The sequence below is a fragment of the Clostridium sp. LIBA-8841 genome, from assembly GCF_057782475.1.
This window is the reverse complement of the sequence record NZ_CM173488.1, coordinates 3,830,011-3,852,029: the sequence shown is the minus strand read 5'-3', so window position 1 is coordinate 3,852,029 and position 22,019 is coordinate 3,830,011. Positions and strand designations below refer to the sequence as shown.

The following is a 22,019-nucleotide window of genomic DNA, read 5'->3' as shown; positions in this document are numbered from 1 at the left end:
CTTCTATCCTCCAATCATAAATGATTTTAAATTTTAGTTATGCACATATAATTAACATATTAGATTATTGCTTTACATGGTGTGAATAAATTTATTAACAGGCTGTTGATATTGTGGATAATTTCTATTAAAAAAAATATATCAACAAGAAGTATAAAGAAGTCTTGTTGAAAATTAAGAACATAATAAACTGTTGAAATAACAGAATTATAAAGAATATAAATATAATAGAATATAAAGAATATACAAGTTATCAACAGGGTTATTCACAAGTGTGGATAAGTTGTAAAATGAAATAAAGTTATTCACAATGCATTAATATGATAACATAAAGTAATAGAGGGATTCAATAAGTTATCCACAAAAATAACAGCTGTTGATAACTTATTTTGTGAAAAACTTATAAGAATTTAGAATTAGGCAAATACATATGTACAAGCTCTGTTGAAATTTAAACTTTTAACAGAATTGAAAAGTAAGATATTATGGTTTTAAATAAGAAAAAGAGGGAGAGAATTATATAAATATAAAAGTTAATAACAATTGTTATTTATTTTGTGGATAACTTTATAACTATAGTTATAAAGTTGGTATTAAATTAAAAAATAAATTTATTTATCTAACTATAATATTATAGAAGGAAATAATAAAGAATAAATTTCTTTATCTAAAAAGAGGAAGATGCAAGTAATTAAATTAGTATATTAAGGGTAAAATAGTAGAAGATTTTAGCACGCTATTTCTTAGTATATTAAAGAAGAGTTTTTATAGTAAACTAAAAGTAAGGAAGTAATGACTTTCTATTTATATATTTTACAAGCAAAATAAGGTAGACATAACAAATCTTTAAGTGAGTTATTTTCTTGACAGAGGGCAACTTGAAAGATATAATTAAACAGTAAAACCTAAATTAGCAAATAAGTAAAAAAGCTTTTAGCTTTTTACTAGAATAAAATATTGGTTGAAGGGGGTGTATTTAAATGTTCATGACATATCAACCTAAAAAGAGACAAAGAAGCAAAGAGCATGGTTTCAGAAAGAGAATGAAAACTAAATCTGGAAGAAATGTTTTAAAGAGAAGAAGACAAAAAGGTAGAAAAAGATTAACAGCATAAGGGCCGCATTTTGTGGCCTTTTTCTGCACCAAAAAGCAGAAAAAAGGAGAGCAAATTTAAATGTTACTAAGTTTAAGAAAGAACAATGAGTTTAGAACAGTTTATAGAAGAGGAAAATCTTATGCTAATGATCTACTAGTTCTTTATGTTTTTCCTAACAGAAAAAATGTTACGAAGGATGGAGAACGTTTCAATAAGGTAGGAGTTTCAGTTAGCAAAAAGGTTGGAAAAAGTGTAATTAGAAGTAGAGTTAAAAGACTTGTACTTGAAAATTACAGACTTAATTCTAGTGAGCTTAAAGAAGGCTATGACTTTGTATTTATTGCTAGAGTTGCTATAAACGGTAAAGATTTTAAGCAAGTAGGAAAAGCCATGAATAATTTAATAAAGAAGGCGGGTCTACGTGATAATGAAAAAATTGTTCATAGTAATGATTAAATTCTATAGAAAATATATTTCACCTTTAAAGAGACCTTGTTGTAGATTTTATCCAACATGTTCTCAATATGCACTAGAAGCAATACAAAAGTATGGTGCTATTAGAGGGGGATTTATGAGTATAGGAAGAATATTAAGGTGTAATCCACTTTGTAAAGGTGGATATGATCCTGTCAAATAAATATAGACGGTTTAAATATAGGAGGGTAACATATTGCAGACAATTTTAAAGCCGATAACTGATTTATTCACTATTATATTCCAAGCTATTCACAGCTTTGTTGCTTCATTAGGAATATTCAGTGAAGGTGCGGGATATGTAATGGCAATTTTCTTATTAACTTTATTAGTAAGATTAATAGTATTACCATTAAATATAAAGCAAACTAAATCACAACAAAAGATGCAAGAAATACAACCAGAAATATCTAAATTACAAAAGAAATATAAGAATAATCCAGAAAAAGCTCAACAAGAAATGATGAAGCTTTACAAAGATAATAACGTAAATCCAATGAGTGGTTGTTTACCTCTATTAATACAAATGCCAATATTATTCGCATTATACTATGTATTCTATGGATTAACAGAGTTAAAAGGTATATCATTCTTATGGCTTAAGGATCTATGGGCACCAGATAAAACATTTATATTACCAATATTATCAGCAGCTACAACTTACTTATCATCATTATTAATGATAAAGTCAACTCAAACCCCAGGTGGAGCTGCTCCAACAGGTGGAATGAATATGACTACTATGAACATTGTAATGGCTGGTATGATGGGGGTAATGTCAATCAATTTCCCTTCAATGCTAGTATTATATTGGGTAATAGGTAACTTAATTCAAATAGCCCAAACATATTTTATAGTTGTTATACCTAAGAAAAAAAGAGAAAAATTAAACGCTGAAGCTAAAGATGGCAAGTAATTAGATTTTATTTTATTTTTCTAAGGTGGTGAAACAAGGGTATGAAGACAATTGAGATTACTGGTAAGACTGTTGAAGAGGCCTTAAAGAGTGCATTAAGACAGTTGGGCACTACAGAAGATAAAGTAGAGGTTACTGTTATAGATGGAGGAAGTAAAGGTTTCTTTAATCTAATCGGTACTAAGCCTGCTAAGATTTCAGTTACAATGAAAAGAGATAGAATCTTAGAAACTAAGAAGTTTTTAAGTGAAGTTCTTGAAAAGATGAATGTAAAAGCTGAAATTAATATTGAAGAAAGTAATGATACTGTTAAGATAAATATTACAGGCCCTAAGATGGGAAGCATTATAGGATATAGGGGGGAAACCTTAGATTCACTTCAATATTTAACTAGTTTGGTTGTTAATAAGTCTAAAGAAGATAAATATAAAAGAGTGGTTTTAGACACTGAAAATTATAGACAAAAAAGAGAAGAAACTCTTAAGCGATTAGCTAATAAAATAGCTTATAAGGTTAGAAAGTCAGGAAAAAACTTAAAGCTTGAACCTATGAATCCTTATGAAAGAAGAGTTATTCATTCAGAGTTACAGAATAATGATTTTGTTAAAACTTTTAGTGAAGGTGAAGAACCTTACAGAAGAGTTGTAGTAGAATTAAAGAAATAAAAAAGAAAGCTTAAAGCTTTCTTTTTTTTATCCACAATAACCTATGGATAACTTGTGGATAACTTGTGAGTAATATTAAAAACATAGCTATATCAATGGGTTAAAATATTGATAATTTTAAAAAATGAGGTGGAAATATATTATTTTCATCTTATTTTTTTATTAAGTATAGCATTGGATTTATTGGATAGTATTTTTAAGTAAGTAATCTATTAAATGATTTAGTAAAAAGATAATTTTTTGCCACAAATAATATGATTTAAAATTTTGACTTATTCTATTTTGTTGGGTAAAATCAATATTAGTTCAAATTTGAGAATGTAATTATAAAGGAGGAGCTTATGAAAGAATTCGATACTATTGCTGCTATAGCTACAGCATTAGGAGAAGGTGGAATAGCTATAATTAGAGTATCAGGAAATAAAGCTCTTGAGATTGTAAATAAAATATTCAGAGGAAAAAACGGAAAAGATTTATTAGATATAAAACCATATACAATGAGATATGGTCACATGATAGATGAAAATAACGAAATTATAGATGAAGTTATAGTTAGTTTTATGAAAGGTCCTAGAAGCTTCACAGCCGAAGATACAGTAGAAATAAACTGTCATGGCGGTGTTGTGGCTACTAATAAAGTTTTACAAAACGTAATAAAGGCAGGAGCTAGACTTGCTGAACCAGGTGAGTTTACAAAAAGAGCTTTCTTAAATGGTAGAATAGATTTAAGTCAAGCAGAAGCTGTTATGGATATAATAACTGCTAAAACAGAACTTTCAATGAAATCAGCTATGACTCAAAGCCAAGGAAGACTTTCTATGGAAATAAACAATCTTAGAAAAGAAGCTTTAGATATATTAGCTCTAATTGAATATGCTGTTGATTTTACAGAGGACGATGAAGAACCAGATGAAACTATACCTGTTAAGGTAAAAGATGATGTTATAAGTCTTAAAGATAAAGTAAATGACTTAATAAACACTGCTGATGAAGGTAAGCTTATTAGAGATGGTTTAAGTATGGTTATAGTAGGAAAACCTAACGTAGGTAAATCATCACTTCTAAATGCCCTATTAAACGAAAAAAGAGCAATTGTAACTGACATAGCAGGAACAACAAGGGATGTAATAGAAGAATACATAAACTTAGATGGAATACCAGTTAGATTAGTTGATACAGCTGGAATCAGAGAGACTGAGGATGTTGTAGAAAAAATAGGTGTGGAAAAGTCTAAGGAAAAAATCAATGAGGCTGATTTAGTTATCTTAATGCTAGATACAAGTAGAGAATTAGATGCTGAAGATAAAGAAATCATTGAATACATTAAAGACAGAAAATACATAGTACTTTTAAATAAAGTTGACTTAGATAGAAAGTTATCCTCAGAACTTGTGGATAACTTAGAAAATAAGATAGAATTATCTGCAAAAACTGGTTTCGGAATAAATGATTTAAAGAGTAAAATAAAAGATTTATTCTTTAATGGATCAATTGATGCTGAAAGTTTAATGGTAACTAATACAAGACATAAGGAAGCATTATACAGAACTTCTGAGAACTTAGAAGGAGCATTAAACGGTCTTAATAACAATGAGTTTTTAGATTTAGTATCAATTTATGTAACATCTGCTTTAAGAGCTTTAGGAGAAATAACTGGAGCAGAATTAGAAGAAGACTTAATAAACAAAATATTTGCAGAATTTTGTTGTGGAAAATAGGAGAATGATGAAATATGAGATATAATGCAGGAAGTTATGATATAGTTGTTATAGGCGCTGGTCATGCAGGTTGCGAAGCTGGATTAGCAGCAGCTAGAATGGGATGTAAAACTTTAGTTTGTACATTAACATTAGACTCTGTTGCTATGATGCCATGTAACCCTAATATAGGCGGTACTGCTAAGGGTCATCTAGTTAGAGAAATTGATGCTTTAGGTGGAGAAATGGGAGTAAATATAGACCATACATTTATCCAATCTAAAATGCTAAATACATCAAAGGGACCTGCAGTACACTCTCTAAGGGCACAAGCTGATAAAAAGAAATATCAAGAAAGAATGAAAAAGGTTTTAGAAAACCAAGAAAATCTTCACTTAAGACAATTAGAAGTAGTTGCTGTAGAAGTTGAAGATGGAAAAGTTAAAGGTGTTTTAACTAAAAATGGTGCATTTTTTGAGTGTAAAGCTGTTATAATGACAAGTGGAACATACTTACAAAGTAGAATAATAATTGGGGATGTAAGCTATAGCCAAGGACCAAATGGACTTAGCAATGCTAATGAACTTTCAAAATCCCTAATAGATTTAGGAATAGAACTTAGAAGATTTAAAACTGGTACTCCAGCTAGAATAAATAAGAGAAGTGTTGATTTCTCTAAGATGATAGAACAACCAGGGGATGAGGAAATAGTTCCTTTCTCATTTATAAGTGAAAATATAGATAGAGATCAAGTTTCATGTTGGTTAACATATACTAATGCTGAAACACATAAAGTAATTCAAGATAATATACATAGATCTCCTATGTATAATGGAAGTATAAAAGGTGTTGGACCAAGATATTGTCCATCTATAGAGGATAAAGTAATGAGGTTCCAAGATAAAGAAAGACATCAAATCTTCATAGAACCAGAAGGTGACGATACTGAAGAAATGTATGTTGGAGGAATGTCATCATCTCTTCCAGAGGATGTTCAACTTCAAATGATAAAGACAGTTCCAGGGCTTGAAAATGCTGAGGTTATGAGAACTGCATATGCAATTGAATATGATTGTATTGATCCAACACAATTAAAAGCTTCATTAGAATTCAAAAATATAGATGGATTCTTTAGTGCTGGACAAATTAATGGTAGTTCAGGATATGAGGAAGCTGGTTCACAGGGGATAGTTGCAGGTATAAATGCAGCTTTAAAAGTTCAAGGAAAAGACCCTATGATACTTACAAGATCAGATGGATATATAGGAGTTTTAATTGATGATTTAATCACTAAAGGTACTAATGAGCCTTATAGAATGATGACATCAAGAGCTGAATATAGACTAATATTAAGACAGGATAATGCTGATTTCAGATTAACTGAAATTGGACATAATGTAGGATTAGTTACAGAAGAGAGATGGAATAAATTCCAAGAAAGAAAGCAAAACTTAGAAAGTGAGCTTGAAAGACTTAAAGAACTTCAAATAACTAATAAAACAGAAAATAATGAGAAAATAGTTGAGTTAGGTTCAACAGAACTTAAAAAACCAATAAGAATGTATGAACTTATAAAAAGACCAGAGTTAGACTACTTCTCATTAGCATGTTTAGATCCTGAAAGACCTGATTTACCAAAGGATATTGGAGATCAGATAAACGTAATGGCTAGATACGAAGGATATATACAAACTCAATTAGAACAAGTAGCTCAATTTAAGAAATTTGAGAAAAAAGTTCTTCCAGAAGATTTAGACTACAATGATGTTAATAGTTTAAGAATTGAAGCTATTCAAAAGTTAAATAAAATTAGACCTTTAAATATAGGTCAAGCTTCAAGAATATCAGGGGTATCCCCGGCTGATATATCAGTTCTGTTAATATTCTTAGAGCATTACAGAAAAACTGGGAAAAATAATGAAAATTAAAAGTTATTAAGAAGTTTTCAACAGCACCTGTGGATAAGTCTTATGTAAAACTTATAAACGGTGCTGTAATACTACTTTTAAAAAGTTATCCACATGTGGATAACTTTAGTTTTTTAGTAGAAAATATTATTAAAATAAATTATTTATACTCTTAAGGTTTTGGAGGATTAAGAATGCAATATTTTGATTTAATGAAAAAAGCTTGTGATAGTGTTGGAATGGAATTTAATGAAGACAAGTATCAAAAATTTATGCTTTATAAAGATTTATTAAAAGAATGGAATGAAAAAATAAATCTAACAGCAATAACAGAGGATGAAGAAATAGTAAAGAAACATTTTATAGATTGTATAAAAGCTTTCAAAGCAGATGAATTTAAAAAAGCTAAAACAGTAATAGATGTTGGAACAGGTGCTGGATTCCCAGGATTACCTATAGCTATTATGAGGGATGATGTAAATGTTACCCTACTAGACTCATTAAATAAGAGAATAAACTTCTTAAATGAAGTTGTGAATAAATTAGGTTTAAAAAATGTTGAGACTATACATTCTAGAGCTGAAGATGGTGCTAGAAAAAAAGAGCTAAGAGAAAATTTTGATATTGCCACATCAAGAGCTGTTGCTAATATGTGTGTACTAAGTGAATTTTGTATGCCATATGTAAAGGTAAATGGAAACTTTATAGCTTTAAAAGGACCAAATATAACAGAGGAGTTAAATGATTCAAAAAATGCTATTGGAACTTTAGGCGGTAAGCTTGAAGGAATAACTGAAGTTGAAATCGAGGGAACAGATTTAAACCATAACTTAGTAATAGTAAATAAAATAAAAAGCACACCAAAAACTTTCCCTAGAAAAGCAGGTAACGTAACTAAAAAACCATTAAAATAAAAGACTATGTTTTAAAGTAAATGTTGATTTTTGATGGAGCTGTAGACTTAGCTTAATTTTAAGTAAAAATGAAAATTTTAATTTTGAAATTTGAACTTACACATTTGAGTGAAGCCAAGGAGCTTACTAAAATAATATCATATACTAGTTCTTATTAAGATGGTCTTACAGCTCTATCTAAAAAAATCAATACCAAATAAAACAATAGAAAAATAAAAAAAGTAAAGGTCTCTGTAAACTTTAAAATTTTAATAAATGAGTTGAAGTTTAACTTAGATCTTTTCTTAAATGAGAATTTAACTAAAAATAGCTTAATTTAAATTTTTATTGTTTAAATATACATAAATGGGATAGGAGTAAGAAATGGGGAGAGAGATAATACATATAAATGTTGAAGATATAGTGCCTAATATCTATCAACCAAGAAAATATTTTGATGAAGAGGCATTAGCTGAATTAGCTAATTCAATAATTAATCATGGAATTATTCAACCTTTAACAGTTAGAAAAATTGGAGATATATATGAATTAGTTGCTGGAGAAAGAAGATTAAGAGCTGCTAAGTTAGCTCAATTAGATACAGTTCCATGTACTGTAGTAGATATAACAGAGAAAGAATCTGCTGAAATTGCCTTACTTGAAAATCTTCAAAGAGAGGATTTAAATTTTATAGAGGAAGCAGAAGCTTACTATAACTTAATACTAGATCATAATTTTACTCAAGAGCAATTAGCTAATAGAATGGGAAAAAAACAATCTACTATAGCTAATAAATTAAGATTATTAAAATTAAGTAATAAAGTAAGAGAAATATGCTTACAAAATAATTTAACTGAAAGGCATGCAAGAGCTTTGTTAACTTTACCAGAAGAAAAACTTCAATTAAAAGTTATAAAAGCTGTTGTAAAAAAAGGATTAAATGTTAAAGGTACAGAAGAACTTATTAATAAGGAACTTTTAAAACTTGCAGGAGAAGAATTAAACTCAAAAGGAAAGAAAAAAATATTAGGTGTTTTTCCAACAAAAATATATGTTAATTCTATAAAACAAGTTTTTGATAAGTTTAAAATTCCAGCAGAATATAAATCAAAAGATTGTGGGGAATATGTTCAAATAACAATTAATATACCAAAGGATAAAAAATAGGAATGTTTCACGTGAAACATTCCTATTTTTTAATTTTTTAATTTTTTAATCAGAAATAACCAATAAGTATCTTTTATTATGTAATGTAAAAATATATAATAAAATAGATGTGTTAGAAGGGAGGTGGATGTTCAAGAATAAGATATTCTTGGATAAGTTTAATGAAAACTATTTGTGTTTTTAATCAAAAAGGTGGAGTTGGAAAAACAACAACAAATATAAATATATGTTCTTACCTAGCAATGCAAGGATTTAAAGTTCTAGCAATAGATATAGATCCACAAGGAAATACAACAAGTGGATTAGGTATAGATAAAAGAAAATTGGACAAGTCTATATATGATTTATTAACTGCAGATGAAGATATAGAGTCAATAATGATGAAAAGTGAATTAGTTGAAAATCTTTATGTTGTTCCAGCAACAATGGAATTAGCAGGTGCCGAAGTAGAAATAATAGGTAGGGAAGATAGAGAACATATACTTGTAAATCAAATAAATAATATTAAAGATAAATTTGATTACATATTTATTGACTGTCCTCCATCTTTAGGGGTTCTAACTATTAATGCTTTAGTTGCGTCTCATAGTGTTTTAATACCAATACAAGCTGAATATTATGCTTTAGAAGGGGTAGGACAATTAATAAATACAATAAATTTAGTTAAGAAATCTCTAAATAAAGATCTTGATATTGAAGGTGTAGTAATGACTATGTATGATTCAAGAACTAACTTAAGTACAGAGGTTTATAAAGAAGTAAAAGAATACTTCAAAGATAGATTATATGAAACAACTATTCCTAGAAATGTTAGGTTAGCTGAAGCTCCAAGTTTTGGATTACCAATATGTTTATATGATGAAAAATGTAGGGGAGCTAAGTCTTATGAAAAATTAACTGAGGAATTCCTAAAAAGACAGGGAGTGAATATATAGATGGCTAAAAAATTTGGGTTAGGAAAAGGATTAGGGGCCTTAATACCAGAAGATAATAATATTAAGGAAGAAAAAGAAGAGAAAAGTGGAATAATAAATATTGAGATTAAAGAAATAAAGGCTAATAAGAAACAGCCTAGAAAATTCTTTGATAATAATAAATTAAAAGAATTAGCTGAATCTATAAAAGAACATGGTATAATTCAACCTTTAATCTTAAAAAAAGAATCTAAAGGATATTCAATAATTGCAGGGGAAAGAAGATATAGAGCTGCTAAAATAGCGGAATTAATAGAAGTACCTGCTTTAATAATGAATATTTCAGATGAGAAACTTCTACAAATATCTTTAATAGAAAATATCCAAAGAGAAGATTTAAATCCTATAGAAGAAGGATTAGCATATGAAAGATTATTAAAAGAGTTTGCTTTAACTCAAGAAGAACTTTCTAAAACTATAGGTAAATCAAGAACTACAATAACTAACACAATGAGATTGTTAAAATTAGATGATAGAGTTAAGGATTATGTAATAGAAGGAGTTATATCAGAAGGTCATGGAAGAGCTATTCTACCATTAGAAAATGATGCTCAATATGAAGTAGCTCAAAAAATTATTGATAACTCCCTTTCTGTTAGAGAAACAGAAAAGTTAGTTAAGAAAATCTTAAATGATGTTGTTGAAGAAAAAACATCAGAAAGAAGAAAACCACTTAATCCATACTATAAAGATGTTAGAGATAGACTCCAAGATCATTTTGGAACTAAGGTTAATTTAAACTCTAATAAGAATAAAGGTAAGATAGAAATAGAATACTATTCAGAAGAAGATCTACAAAGAATACTAGACATTATAAATATTTAAAAATGTTTCACGTGAAACATTTTAAGAACATGAAGGGATGATAAATTACATGGAGAATGTATTAAATATACTAACACAGTATTCAACTTATATAACAATAGGATTAATAGTATTAGTTTTAATCCAATTCATACTATTAATAGTAGCTTTCAGAAGTTTAAATAAAGTAGAAAAGAAATTTAGAAAAATTATGAGGGGAGTTAATAATAAGAATTTAGAGGAACTTATTAACTCTTATTTAGACAAAGTGGAAGAAGTTAAAAAAGATTCAGAAGAAACTGTAGAAACAAATAAAATATTAAAATCTCAACTTGAAAAATGTACTCAAAAAGTATCTGTTATAAGATATAAAGCTTTCGAAGATGTTGGAAGTGATTTAAGTTTCTCAATTGCCTTACTAGATGGAGAAAATAATGGAGTTATCTTAACAGGAATATATGGAAGAGACTATAATACAACATATGCTAAGCCAATAGATAAAGGAATATCTAGATATGATTTATCAGAAGAAGAATTACATGTTCTAAATGCTGCAATGAATAAATAAATTAGAGTCATATATTCATTAAATAAAAATAGGTTATATTAAAACAACTTTTAGATTTATTAGTTGGCTTTAATATAGCCTATTTTTTATGGATTAAACAAAATGTTTCACGTGAAACATTTTGCATTTTAAAAATTATATTTTACTAATAAGTATTTAAAATATCTAAAAATATATATTAATTTCAATAGAATAAAAATTTAGAATAATTCCATCTACAATATATTTTCTAGGGTGGAATCTATTAAATCCTTTTTAAATCCTACTGATTTTAATATGCAATGATGAATTCCACTAGATATAGCATTAGCTAAAAGCATAACAGTGTATAATCTAGTATTTTGTAATACCATAAACTCTAAAGAACCAGATATATTAACTATGCCAAGAATACTTAAATCCCCTACAGGTGGCAAATTTTTATTTAATGCTATTCCTGGCTTAAGGGGTCTTTTTTCAATGAGTACATGACCAACATTATCAACTGACCCTAAACATGCATCAATAGCTATGATAAAAGGTTTTTTATGTTTTAATTTTATTAATTTTATGGTTTCTTTTAAATTTTTAGCATGAACAGTTTCTTCTAATGTTCCATAAACAAAAATATTATTTTTTGATAAAAATTTAATTTTTTCACCAATTAAAGGACCAAGGGCATCTCCTGTTGAACGATCAGATCCGACACAGATAAAGACAATAGGTCTATTCTCTTTTATTATTGGATTAAGTTCATTACAAAGATAATCTCTTATTTTAAATGAAGCTTTAGGATCTAACGAATCTATATAAAAACTTGTACACATGATAACAACCTCCTTATTTGAAATTATTACCAAAATTAAAAAGTCTATACTTATAATATCTTAACTTTTTTAAATATATTGAAAAATATTATGAAGAAAATAAAGAATACAATTCCTAAAAAGCCGTTAAGTTCTAGTCCTACAAATATACATATTAAAGTTAATAAAGGATGTATTCCTAATGTAGATGACATAAGTTTGGGCTCTAAAAATTGGCGTAAGAAAAAAATAAATAAATATAATATTAGTAAAAAAATAGCTGAAAAAATATTGCCTGAGCTATATGAAATAAAAATAAGTGGAAGATAAATTAATGGCATACCTAGTATAGGAATTAAATCTAATAAAGCTGCAAGTACACTAAGTAATAGTGCATACTTAATTTTTAAAAAAGAAAATCCTAAAAAGGTTAATATAAAGGAAATAAGAATTAAAAATAAATATGAAAAACAATAAGTTAAAAACATCTTTTTTATTTCATATAAAATAGTTAAAATCCTCTTACTATAATTAGAATTTAAGTAGTTGGATAATATTTTGTTAAAGTTAGAAGTATTTAATTCTTTAGATAAAAAATATGTTGATAGCACAGTAAAAATAAGAAGCATAAAAGTATATGGTAAATAGCTTATCAATAGAAAAATTCTTTGAATCAATTCTGTGCCAAAAGATAAAATAAATACTGTTAATTCCTTAATAGAAGATATTAAGGAATTTTTTATTAAGTTTAGAATAGTATTATCAATAAAATTATTTTCAAGCCAATTTTGAATAGAAATAAAGTAACTATGAAATTCTTTTGAGTTAGTAGATATTATTTCTTGAATATAATTTGTTAGTGATGATGATTCATATGCTAAAGATGTAATAAATAAAGTTAAGATCACTATTATTATAAAGAAAAAAATAAATGTACTTATAAAAGAGGATACTCCAACGTTAAGCTTAAATTTCTTCATTAAAAATTGAGTTGGAGTTTTTAATAGTAAAGAAAAAATAAATGCTAGTAGAAAGGGTAATGTATACTTTAAAGTGTTAAAAAATGTAAAAAATATAAGTGTGTACAAAATAAAAAACACACTTATTTTTTCACTTTTGATTATTAAATTTTTCATAGGTCGGAAGTCTACCTCCTTGAAATTAATTCTTTTATAACCTCAACAAATCTATAGACTTCTTCCAATGTATTGAAGTACCCTAAGCTTATTCTTATACTTCCAGTTGGATATGAACCAACTGTTTTATGAGCAAGAGGAGTACAATGAATTCCTGTCCTACATGTTATATTAAACTCACTATCTAATAAGAATCCTGTGAATTCAGGATCCATACCTTCTATATTAAAAGATATTGTTGAAGTTTTCTTTTTTGCATCTATAGGACCATAAAGTTTAACTTCAGGAATTTCAGATAATAAATCCATAGCTTTTTGACATAACATTTCTTCTTTTAATTTTATGTTTTCAATGCCTTCTTTTTCTATGAACCTAACACCTTCTAAAAGACCTATTATTCCAGGAGTATTTAAAGTTCCATACTCGAATTTATCAGGTAATTCTTGAGGGTGTTCTACTAGAGAAGAATTACTTCCTGTTCCTCCAGAAAAAATATTTTTACAAATAGAATTTAAGTTATCATCTATAATAAAACCACCAATTCCTTGAGGACCTAAAAGAGATTTATGTCCTGTAAAAGTTAATGCATTTAAGTTTAGTTTGGTCATATCAATAGGAATAACCCCTGCTGTTTGAGCTGAATCTAAAATAAAGAAAATATTCTTCTTCTTACAGATTTCACCTATTTCTTCAATTGGTTGTATTGTTCCTACTAAATTAGAAGCGTGAGATAAAATTATAAGTTTTGTATTATCCTTTATTTTTTCTTTGATTTTTTCAATTGATAAAAGACCTTCTTCATTGCATTGAACAATATCTAGTTCTACATTAGGGACTTCTTCACTAATTTTTACTAGTGGTCTTAGTACAGAATTATGTTCCATAGATGTAGTAATTATATGCCAGCCAGATTTAATTATTCCTAAAAGTAACATATTTAATGATGTTGTAATGTTATTTGTAAAAATAACATTTTCACTTTTGGGAAAATTAAAAAATTTGGCTAATTCATATCTGCATTCATAAACAGCTCTACTACTTTGTAATGCTGTAGATGATGAACCTCTATTTGCACTTCCTCCTTCAAAATTCATATAATCAACCATTGCCTTTATTACAGAGTCTGGTTTAGGAAAAGTAGTGGCTGCATTATCAAAATATATTCTATTCATAAATAAAAACCTCACATGAAAATTTTAAATATTCCGTATATGGTAAAACCTAATCCAAGTAAAACCATAAAATACTTTACTCCAGTATGAGCTTTACCCGTAAGCTCTTTCTTTACTAAACCTCCACCTTTGGCAGCCATAAAATTTAATAATATAAACCACCCTAAAGTAGTAATGAACATTGCACTTATAGCTACTGAGAAGAAATGTCTACCTGAAATTTTCCATATACTCATTATTCCTGCACTTACTGCCATCCAAACTGATAAAGTCATAGGGTTTACAAAGGTTATTAAAAAACCATTTATAAAGCCGCTACCAGTTTTATGACTTTCTATAGTTTTAACACATTTCTCATCTAAACTTTTTTGAGAAGCTTTAAAGACTAAATTTACTATTATAAGAACTAATCCTGAAATAATCCAAAAAGCACATTCTACATACCTATTTAAATTTAATAATTGAGCTACTCCGAAGTTTATTAATATTATATACAAATAGTCGGCTGCTATTGCACCTAAGGAAACTTCAAAGCCTTTTTTAAAACCTTTATCTAGAGATTGTGTTGCAGCTTCTATTGCAGCTGGGCCAAGGGGTATTGAAACTAAAAGGCCTGTTATAACTCCAGATAAAATAGCCTTTAAATAGAAAAAAGACATACTCAAACTCCTTTTATAGTTGTTTTTATAAATTTACATAATTATATTATAGTTCAAAATGAGAAACCTTTCATCATTATTTTAAAAGTGTTAACTTTTATGATATATACTTATAATATATACTAATAACGTTATAGATTTTAAGAAAGGAAGTTTTTTTAGTATGAAAGATTTTATAATGGTTTTTAATAATACACATGAGGCTATGGAAGGTGAAAGAATACTTAAAGAAAATGGTATATCATTTATAATAATGCCTACGCCAACATACATAACAAAAAGCTGTGGAATAAGTTCAGCTTTTAATAAAGATCAATTAGAGATGATAGAAGGTTTAGAGATTAAATTTAAAAATATATATTCCATAACAAGCAAAGGCTTTGAAATATATAAATAAAGCCCATATTTTTAAGTGGATATTAATTTTTAGTTAGCACTTCAGATTTAGCTAAAAATCAACAATAGTTCAAAATAGAATTAAATAAAAAGTATATTATAGTGAAGTTATAAGGGAGGGGTTTAATGTTATTAGATAGCGTTTTAGGAATTAATTTTGAATTTGATTACATTAAGTTTGGAGCAATGAAAATACCTTTATCAACAATTGATTTCTTATTAAAGAAATTTATAACTATAGTTGTTATAGTTATATTAATGGGAGTTACTATTAAAATAGGAGATAGAATAATAAATAAAGCTGTTAAAAAGCAAATTGATACAAATTTTAAATTTTCTATAGATGCTAGAAAAGCAAATACTATAGGAACTTTATTAAAAAGTATAGTAAGATATTCTGTATATTTTATAGGCATAACAACAATGCTATCAAGTATATTCGGAAATATATCTTGGGCCTTTGCATCTGTTGGAGGTGTTGCAGTAGGTTTAGGAGCACAAAGTTTTGTCAAAGATGTAATAAATGGAGTTTTTATACTTTTCGATGATCAGTATAATGTGGGCGACTATGTAACTATTGAAGGTGTAAGTGGGGTTGTTGAAACTATAGGGCTTAGAACAACAGAACTTAGAGATTTTGATGGTTCTCTTCATATTATACCTAATGGAATGATTAGAATAGTAACTAACGATTGTAAGGGTAGTATGAGAGTACAAGTAGATATTGGAATAGCTTATGAGGAAGACATAGATAATGCTATAAAAGTAATAAATGATGTTTGTAATACATACAACAAAGAAAATATGAACATAACAGAGCCTTTAAAGGTTTATGGAGTTACAGCTTTAAATAATTCTAGTGTAAATATTAGAATATATGGTAAAACTAAACCAATGGAACAATGGGGAGCTGAAATAGAGTTAAGAAAGCGTATTAAAATGGAATTGGATAAACAAGGTATAGAAATACCATATCCAAAGACTGAAATAATAAAGGATTAATTTAAAGGGGGAGTAATTTATTATGATTAACAAATTTTATCTAGGTGATATAGTTAAAATGAGAAAAGTTCATCCATGTGGCAGTGATGAATGGGAAGTTATAAGAATTGGTGCAGATGTCAAGATAAAATGTTTAGGGTGTGCAAGAATCGTAATGCTTCCTAGGTCTAAATTCCAAAAAGGGGTTAAAAAGGTTATAAAATCTAATGCCCCAGAGGAAGAAATTACTGAATAAAAAATTAAAAAAATAATTTTCAAAAAGTTATGTTTACATTAATAAAGAGGGTTGCAATAACCCTCTTTTAATGTTAGAATATTTAATTGTAATCCCTGCTATGCTAGAGCATAGCCATAGTCCAGAGGGAGGAGGTGTAAATGATGAGAAAATATGAAACTATATTCGTAGCTCACCCATCATTAGACGAGGAAGCAGTTAAAGCTTTAATCGAAAAATTCAAGGGTGTTATAGAAAACGGAAATGGTACAGTTGACAACGTTGATTTCTGGGGTAAGAGAAAATTAGCTTACGAAATCGCTAAAGTTAACGAAGGTTACTATACTTTAATAAACTTCACTGCTAACCCAGAATTACCAAAAGAGTTAGACAGAATATTCGGAATAACTGACGGAATAATCAGAAACATCATCGTTAAAGAAGAGCAATAAGAGGTGATCGTAAATGAATAAAGTAGTTTTAATTGGTAGACTTACTAAAGATCCAGAGCTTAGATTTGCTGCAGGTAGTGGTACGGCAGTTGCAAGATTTACACTAGCTGTAAATAGACAATTCAAAAAAGATGAGGCTGATTTTATTAGTTGCATCGCTTTTGGAAAAACTGGTGAGACCATAGCTCAGTATATAACTAAAGGTAGACAATTGGCTATCTCAGGAAATATCAGAACTGGTAGCTATGAAGCTCAAGACGGAACTAGAAGATATACTACTGACGTAGTTGTTGAAGGTTTTGATTTCATCGACTCAGGAAATGGTGGAGCAAGAGGAAACTCAGGTTTTAACCAAGGAAATGATTTCGGTGGTTCTTTCGGTATGCCAGACAATTCATTTAGTGATTCATCATTCAATAGTAATGATGACATGACACCAATTGATGATGGAGATATTCCATTCTAATTCAGATTTTAGGTAAGGAGGGAAATAGTGATGAATAACAACGTAAAAAGAGGCGGAAAATTCAGAAGAGCAAGAAAAAAAGTTTGCATATTCTGCGTTGATAAAGCTGAATCAATAGATTACAAAGATGTATCTAAATTAAAGAAATACATCACAGAAAGAGGTAAAATATTACCAAGAAGAATTTCTGGAACTTGTGCTAAGCATCAAAGACAATTAACAGATGCTATCAAGAGATCAAGAAATATCGCATTATTACCATTCACAACTGAGTAATGGTTACAAAACCCCTGATATTTTCAGGGGTTTTTTTATTATATAATTAAACTTGTATTATATAGATTGATTGAAACACCTTATTAAACTTTTTTTATTATATAAATTAAAATTTTTTTTGTTTAATGTGGTAAGTATATTAAAGTGTACAAGTTTCCGTATTGAAGTGTACACTTTAATATAAATTCTGCTAAAACTCAGAGTTAGCTAAAATAATCTCTGAATCAAGTCTCACTTTGCCTAATAGCTATCAATTCTAAAGTTCCAGCCTAAAGCTGTCGCTAAGAATTGCTATGCTCCTAGGGTAAATTCGACTAAGATTCATTTTATCTGATAATTAACCAATTCTAAAGTTCTAGCTTCTATCACTAAGAATTGATAAATTCCTAGATAAATTCGACTAAGATTCACAGTTCGCCAAAGGCTCCTTTGAATCAAGTCTCATTTTATTGCATAAGACTATAAAAATAAATAAAATAAAGGTATATAATAAAGGGTATAATTGGGAGGGGACTATGAAGAAAGATAATTTTAATATTATGGGAGATATAAAGGTTATTGAAGAGATAAAAGCTCAAATTATCTGTATATTAGGAGAGTTATTTACTCTTTTAACAAAGGGAAGTAATGTAGCAAAGGATGCTATAGTAAATTGCATAGCATCTCTAATGATTTTACTATACATTTTGGCAGATAAATTAGGTCATTCTGCAATAGAAGTAGATGAGACAATGAAAAAAAGTTTAAAAATTGGTATAGTTGAAGAAGATAATCTAGAGAAACAAGGAGGTAATTTAACTAAATTATTTAACCACTTAAAAGAAAGAAGATAATCTATTTGGAGGAACATATGGAACAAAAGTTTAGGAGTAAATCTATAGTGGAAGCTGGAATTATGTCAGCAATAACATTTGTGTTAATGATGCTTACTAGTTTGCCAGGCATAGGTCAAATAATAGCCTTTGCAGTTCCAATTCCTATAGCTTTACTATATTTAAAGTATAATCTTAAAACCTCTATTTGTTCTGTTATTATTAGTGGAGTTTTAATTGGATTTTTTATGGGGCCAATATATGGAGTTCAATCGATAATAACAAATGGAATTATAGGGTTAGTTTTAGGAAACTGTGTTAAGAAGAAGTTTTCTGGAGTAAAATCCTTTGTTTATTTAATTTTTGCTAATACAGTTGGTGTAATAGTAGAAATAGGATTAATGTTTTCTGTTTTTACAGGAGTTACTTTTAATCAGTTCGTAAATGAATTAGCAAAGGTATTTAATGAAGCTGCTAAGATGAGTGAACAGATGGTAGGTACTACACCAGCTAATGCACAAATGATAGAATTTATGAAATCTGTAGATGCTAATTTTATAATTACTATGCTTCCTATAGCTGTAGTAACACTTATAATATTAAGAGCATTTTTAAGTTACGTTGTTGGTAAGGCAATTATCAATAGTTTAGGATTTAAGTTAAATAGTCTACCACCATTTTCAAAATGGTTCTTTAATCCACTGCTTATTGCAGTTGTTGTTTTAATAAATATGATAATTATATACTTAGTAAGTAAAGGTGTAATAAGTAATAAAGGAATATACTTAGTTACTCTTAATTTATTATTTATGATGCTTCTTGTTCAAGGATTAGCTGTAATTTCAAATTTATTAAAATATAAATTAAAATTTAATAATGTTTTAATAGTTTTTATGAGTATATTATTAGTTACTTCAATGCCAACATTATTCGCTTTATTAGGAATAATTGATGTTTTAGTCGACATAAGAGGTGTAGATCCAAATAGTTTAGGAAGTTACATTAAGGAGAAACTAAAAAAGAAATTGCAATAACTAATGATTATATTTAGTAAGGGGCTGTTAAAATGAAATCAATATTGGAAGATTATAATAAATTTTTAGCGTACTTTGCGTTTGTAGTTTTAATGTGCTTAGTATTCTGGAATTTAAATTTAAAAATTGTAGCTTTGTTAATATCTTTTATATACATAGTTTATTTAATTTATAAAATTTCTAATTTCCTAAGAGAAGAAAAAGATGAAGAGGAAAAGATAGATAAACTATATAGAGATGTGGATGGAAAAGTTAAAGATAATATTTTTAATTTGATTTTTCCTTTAACCATATTAAATTCTACTGGGGAAATAATATGGTATAATCACAAGTTTAGCAAACTTATAAATAATGATGATTTATTAGAGTCGAATTTAGTATCTGTTATAAAAGGAATTGCTTTAGATAAGGTAATTAGAACAGGAAAAGAAAATTCTCAAAATATCAAAATAAAGAGTAATATTTACGAAGTCTACAGTGAAAGTTTAAAATTAGATGAATCAGGAGATAAATTCTTTTTAGTTTTCTTTAATGATGTTACTTATCTAAGGAAGGCTACTAAAGAAAGTATAATGCTTTTAGAAGTTGATAACTTTAGCGAGGTCTTAAAAACAATAGATGATGATAAAAAACCACTACTTATAGCAGAGATAGAAAGAACCATAAATAACTATGGAAATTCATTAAATGCTATGATAAAAAAATATGACAGCAGTAAATATATTTTATCTGTAGATGATTCTATTATTGGTAAGGAAATTTCTAAAAAGTTTGATATACTAGATACTATAAGAGAAATTAACTTAGGAAATGAAATAGAAGTCACATTAAGTATTGGTGTTGGTAGAGGTGGAGAAACTCCAGCGCAAAACCAAGATGATGCTACAAAAGCTAAAGAACTAGCCTTAGGAAGAGGTGGAGATCAAGCAGTTATTAAATCAGGTAAAAAGATTGAGTTTTTTGGTGGAAATGCTAAAGAGCTTGAAAAGAGAACAAGAGTTAAGGCTAGAGTTGTAGCTCATGTATTAAAAGAACTTGTTTATGAAAGTAGTACTGTTTATATAATGGGACATAAGAATCCTGATATGGATTGTTTTGGTGCTTCATTTGGTTTAGCATCAGTAGTGAAGAAGTTAGGAAAAAATGTTAATATAGTATTAGAAAAAGATACTAATGCTATAGAATTTTTCTTAGAAAAGGTTAAAGAAAAAGAAGAATATAGTAAACTATTTATATCTACTGAAGAAGCAAAAAAGAATATAGATGACAATACTTTACTAATAATATTAGATGTTAATAGTGCAAACTATGTATTGGACAGAGAGCTCACAGAACTTATTGAGAGAGTAGTTGTAATAGACCATCATAGAAGAAGTCCAGAGGATATTAAAGGTGCATTATTAAATTATATTGAGGTATATGCTTCATCTACATCAGAACTTGTTACTGAAATGGTTCAATATATGCTAGAAAAACCTAAATTAAATAGAATTGAAGCAGAAGGTCTTTTAGCTGGAATATATATAGATACTAAGAATTTCTCTTTTAAAACAGGAGTAAGAACTTTTGAAGCAGCTTCATTCTTAAGAAGATTAGGTGCTGACACAGTAGAGATTAAAAAGATATTTAGTAACAATTTAGAAAATTATCTAGCAAAAGCAGAAATAATAAAATCTGCAAAGGTAGAAAATAAAATAGCAATAGCAACTTGTCCAGATAATATTACAGATACTGTTGTAGCTGCTCAGGCTGCAGATGAGCTTTTAAATATTACTGGAATACAAGCTTCATTTGTTTTAATAAAATTAGGAGAAGATGTTGCCATAAGTGCAAGATCTTTAGGTGATATTAATGTTCAGGTAGTGCTTGAAGAGTTAGGCGGAGGTGGTCATATGACTATGGCTGGTGCTAAACTTAAGAATACTACCGTTGAAGAGGCTATAGAAAAAATTAAAGAAGCTATTGTAAAAAACTCAAGGGAAGGTGAATAAAATGAAAGTAATATTACTTCAAGATGTTAAAAAATTAGGTAAAAAAGGTGATGTTATAAATGCATCAGATGGATATGCAAGAAACTTTTTATTTCCAAAAAAATTAGCTCAAGAAGCTACAGATAACAATCTTCACATATTAAATAATAAAAAAGAAAATGAAAGAAGACAAAAATTAGCTGAATTAGAAGCTGCTCAGGCTTTAGCTGCTGATTTAAAAGATAAAGTAATAAAAATCGAAGGTAAGTCTGGAGATAATGGAAAATTATTTGGAGCTATAACAAGCAAAGATGTAGCTGGACTTATCAAAAAACAATTTAATGTAGAAGTTGATAAGAAGAAAATAGTTATGGATACAATAAAAATTGCAGGAACTTACAACATAGAAGTTAAACTATATCCAGAAGTTTCAACAAAAATGAAGGTTATGGTTGTTCCTGTTCAATAAGAGGAGGATTCTAT

At 28.1% G+C, this 22,019-nt stretch carries 26 protein-coding genes; 22 read left to right on the top strand and 4 right to left on the bottom strand.

All coding sequences use genetic code 11. The annotated features are described in order from the left end of the window. The first annotated feature begins 980 nt into the window (after positions 1–980). From rpmH to AC2A4K_RS17265, 12 genes are all read left to right on the top strand, one after another. Positions 981–1,115 carry a 50S ribosomal protein L34 gene (gene rpmH, locus AC2A4K_RS17320; protein ID WP_003451019.1) on the top strand — a complete coding sequence of 45 codons (135 nt, stop codon included), beginning with the start codon at positions 981–983 and terminating at the stop codon, positions 1,113–1,115. Positions 1,116–1,175: 60 nt separating this feature from the next. After that, on the top strand, positions 1,176–1,553 hold the full coding sequence (rnpA, locus tag AC2A4K_RS17315; RefSeq protein ID WP_322504936.1) for a ribonuclease P protein component: 378 nt from the start codon (positions 1,176–1,178) through the stop codon (positions 1,551–1,553). After that, positions 1,525–1,734 (top strand): membrane protein insertion efficiency factor YidD, encoded by a 210-nt coding sequence (gene yidD, locus AC2A4K_RS17310; protein WP_322504935.1) that lies wholly within the window; start codon positions 1,525–1,527, stop codon positions 1,732–1,734. The genes rnpA and yidD overlap by 29 nt, the downstream gene beginning before the upstream one ends. 33 nt (positions 1,735–1,767) lie before the next feature. Beyond that, positions 1,768–2,487 carry a membrane protein insertase YidC gene (locus AC2A4K_RS17305; RefSeq protein ID WP_322504934.1) on the top strand — a complete coding sequence of 240 codons (720 nt, stop codon included), beginning with the start codon at positions 1,768–1,770 and terminating at the stop codon, positions 2,485–2,487. 41 nt (positions 2,488–2,528) lie between these two features. Beyond that, positions 2,529–3,152: an RNA-binding cell elongation regulator Jag/EloR gene (gene jag, locus AC2A4K_RS17300; protein ID WP_322504933.1), complete on the top strand. Its 624-nt coding sequence runs from the start codon at positions 2,529–2,531 to the stop codon at positions 3,150–3,152. A gap of 341 nt (positions 3,153–3,493) precedes the next feature. Further along, positions 3,494–4,870 carry a tRNA uridine-5-carboxymethylaminomethyl(34) synthesis GTPase MnmE gene (gene mnmE / locus AC2A4K_RS17295; RefSeq protein WP_322504932.1) on the top strand — a complete coding sequence of 459 codons (1,377 nt, stop codon included), beginning with the start codon at positions 3,494–3,496 and terminating at the stop codon, positions 4,868–4,870. A 14-nt stretch (positions 4,871–4,884) separates the two neighbouring features. Beyond that, positions 4,885–6,777, top strand: coding sequence for a tRNA uridine-5-carboxymethylaminomethyl(34) synthesis enzyme MnmG (mnmG, locus tag AC2A4K_RS17290; protein ID WP_322504931.1), 1,893 nt, complete (start codon positions 4,885–4,887; stop codon positions 6,775–6,777). A 173-nt stretch (positions 6,778–6,950) separates the two neighbouring features. Further along, a complete protein-coding gene (gene rsmG / locus AC2A4K_RS17285) occupies positions 6,951–7,670 on the top strand; it encodes a 16S rRNA (guanine(527)-N(7))-methyltransferase RsmG (protein ID WP_322504930.1) in 720 nt (239 codons plus the stop codon). A 363-nt stretch (positions 7,671–8,033) separates the two neighbouring features. Next, complete coding sequence (gene noc / locus AC2A4K_RS17280; RefSeq protein ID WP_322504929.1) at positions 8,034–8,816, top strand: nucleoid occlusion protein; 783 nt, start codon at positions 8,034–8,036, stop codon at positions 8,814–8,816. 161 nt (positions 8,817–8,977) lie between these two features. Continuing rightward, a complete protein-coding gene (locus AC2A4K_RS17275) occupies positions 8,978–9,751 on the top strand; it encodes a ParA family protein (protein ID WP_322504928.1) in 774 nt (257 codons plus the stop codon). Further along, positions 9,752–10,615, top strand: coding sequence for a ParB/RepB/Spo0J family partition protein (locus tag AC2A4K_RS17270; RefSeq protein WP_322504927.1), 864 nt, complete (start codon positions 9,752–9,754; stop codon positions 10,613–10,615). Positions 10,616–10,664: 49 nt separating this feature from the next. Further along, complete coding sequence (locus tag AC2A4K_RS17265; protein ID WP_322504926.1) at positions 10,665–11,162, top strand: DUF4446 family protein; 498 nt, start codon at positions 10,665–10,667, stop codon at positions 11,160–11,162. 215 nt (positions 11,163–11,377) lie between these two features. Here the strand turns inward: AC2A4K_RS17265 and yyaC are convergent, their stop codons facing one another. The 4 genes from yyaC to AC2A4K_RS17245 are packed head-to-tail and all read right to left on the bottom strand — an operon-like array spanning position 11,378 to position 14,914. Continuing rightward, entirely contained in the window at positions 11,378–11,968 is a 591-nt protein-coding gene (gene yyaC / locus AC2A4K_RS17260; protein WP_322504925.1) for a spore protease YyaC, read from the bottom strand. A 50-nt stretch (positions 11,969–12,018) separates the two neighbouring features. After that, entirely contained in the window at positions 12,019–13,083 is a 1,065-nt protein-coding gene (gene ytvI, locus AC2A4K_RS17255) for a sporulation integral membrane protein YtvI (protein WP_322504924.1), read from the bottom strand. Positions 13,084–13,094: 11 nt separating this feature from the next. Continuing rightward, complete coding sequence (locus tag AC2A4K_RS17250) at positions 13,095–14,255, bottom strand: cysteine desulfurase family protein (protein ID WP_322504923.1); 1,161 nt, start codon at positions 14,253–14,255, stop codon at positions 13,095–13,097. An 11-nt stretch (positions 14,256–14,266) separates the two neighbouring features. Then, a complete protein-coding gene (locus AC2A4K_RS17245) occupies positions 14,267–14,914 on the bottom strand; it encodes a LysE family translocator (protein WP_322504922.1) in 648 nt (215 codons plus the stop codon). 163 nt (positions 14,915–15,077) lie between these two features. On the opposite strand from AC2A4K_RS17245, the gene AC2A4K_RS17240 reads away from it, so the two are divergent. The 10 genes from AC2A4K_RS17240 to rplI all read left to right on the top strand — a co-directional run bounded on the left by AC2A4K_RS17240 (position 15,078) and on the right by rplI (position 22,005). Next, positions 15,078–15,311, top strand: a complete 234-nt coding sequence (locus AC2A4K_RS17240; protein WP_322504921.1) for a putative Se/S carrier protein — start codon at positions 15,078–15,080, stop codon at positions 15,309–15,311. A gap of 125 nt (positions 15,312–15,436) precedes the next feature. After that, positions 15,437–16,312, top strand: a complete 876-nt coding sequence (locus tag AC2A4K_RS17235; protein ID WP_322504920.1) for a mechanosensitive ion channel family protein — start codon at positions 15,437–15,439, stop codon at positions 16,310–16,312. 22 nt (positions 16,313–16,334) lie between these two features. Beyond that, positions 16,335–16,547, top strand: coding sequence for a DUF951 domain-containing protein (locus tag AC2A4K_RS17230; RefSeq protein ID WP_322504919.1), 213 nt, complete (start codon positions 16,335–16,337; stop codon positions 16,545–16,547). 143 nt (positions 16,548–16,690) lie between these two features. Next, on the top strand, positions 16,691–16,978 hold the full coding sequence (rpsF, locus tag AC2A4K_RS17225) for a 30S ribosomal protein S6 (protein ID WP_322504943.1): 288 nt from the start codon (positions 16,691–16,693) through the stop codon (positions 16,976–16,978). Positions 16,979–16,991: 13 nt separating this feature from the next. Then, positions 16,992–17,444, top strand: coding sequence for a single-stranded DNA-binding protein (locus AC2A4K_RS17220; RefSeq protein WP_322504918.1), 453 nt, complete (start codon positions 16,992–16,994; stop codon positions 17,442–17,444). Between the two features lie 30 nt (positions 17,445–17,474). Continuing rightward, entirely contained in the window at positions 17,475–17,720 is a 246-nt protein-coding gene (rpsR, locus tag AC2A4K_RS17215) for a 30S ribosomal protein S18 (protein ID WP_322504917.1), read from the top strand. A gap of 515 nt (positions 17,721–18,235) precedes the next feature. Further along, entirely contained in the window at positions 18,236–18,553 is a 318-nt protein-coding gene (locus AC2A4K_RS17210) for a MazG-like family protein (protein WP_322504916.1), read from the top strand. 17 nt (positions 18,554–18,570) lie between these two features. Next, entirely contained in the window at positions 18,571–19,566 is a 996-nt protein-coding gene (locus tag AC2A4K_RS17205; RefSeq protein ID WP_322504915.1) for a YybS family protein, read from the top strand. A gap of 32 nt (positions 19,567–19,598) precedes the next feature. Beyond that, on the top strand, positions 19,599–21,557 hold the full coding sequence (locus AC2A4K_RS17200) for a DHH family phosphoesterase (RefSeq protein WP_322504914.1): 1,959 nt from the start codon (positions 19,599–19,601) through the stop codon (positions 21,555–21,557). 1 nt (position 21,558) lies between these two features. Continuing rightward, positions 21,559–22,005, top strand: a complete 447-nt coding sequence (gene rplI, locus AC2A4K_RS17195; RefSeq protein ID WP_322504913.1) for a 50S ribosomal protein L9 — start codon at positions 21,559–21,561, stop codon at positions 22,003–22,005. Positions 22,006–22,019: the final 14 nt, after the last annotated feature.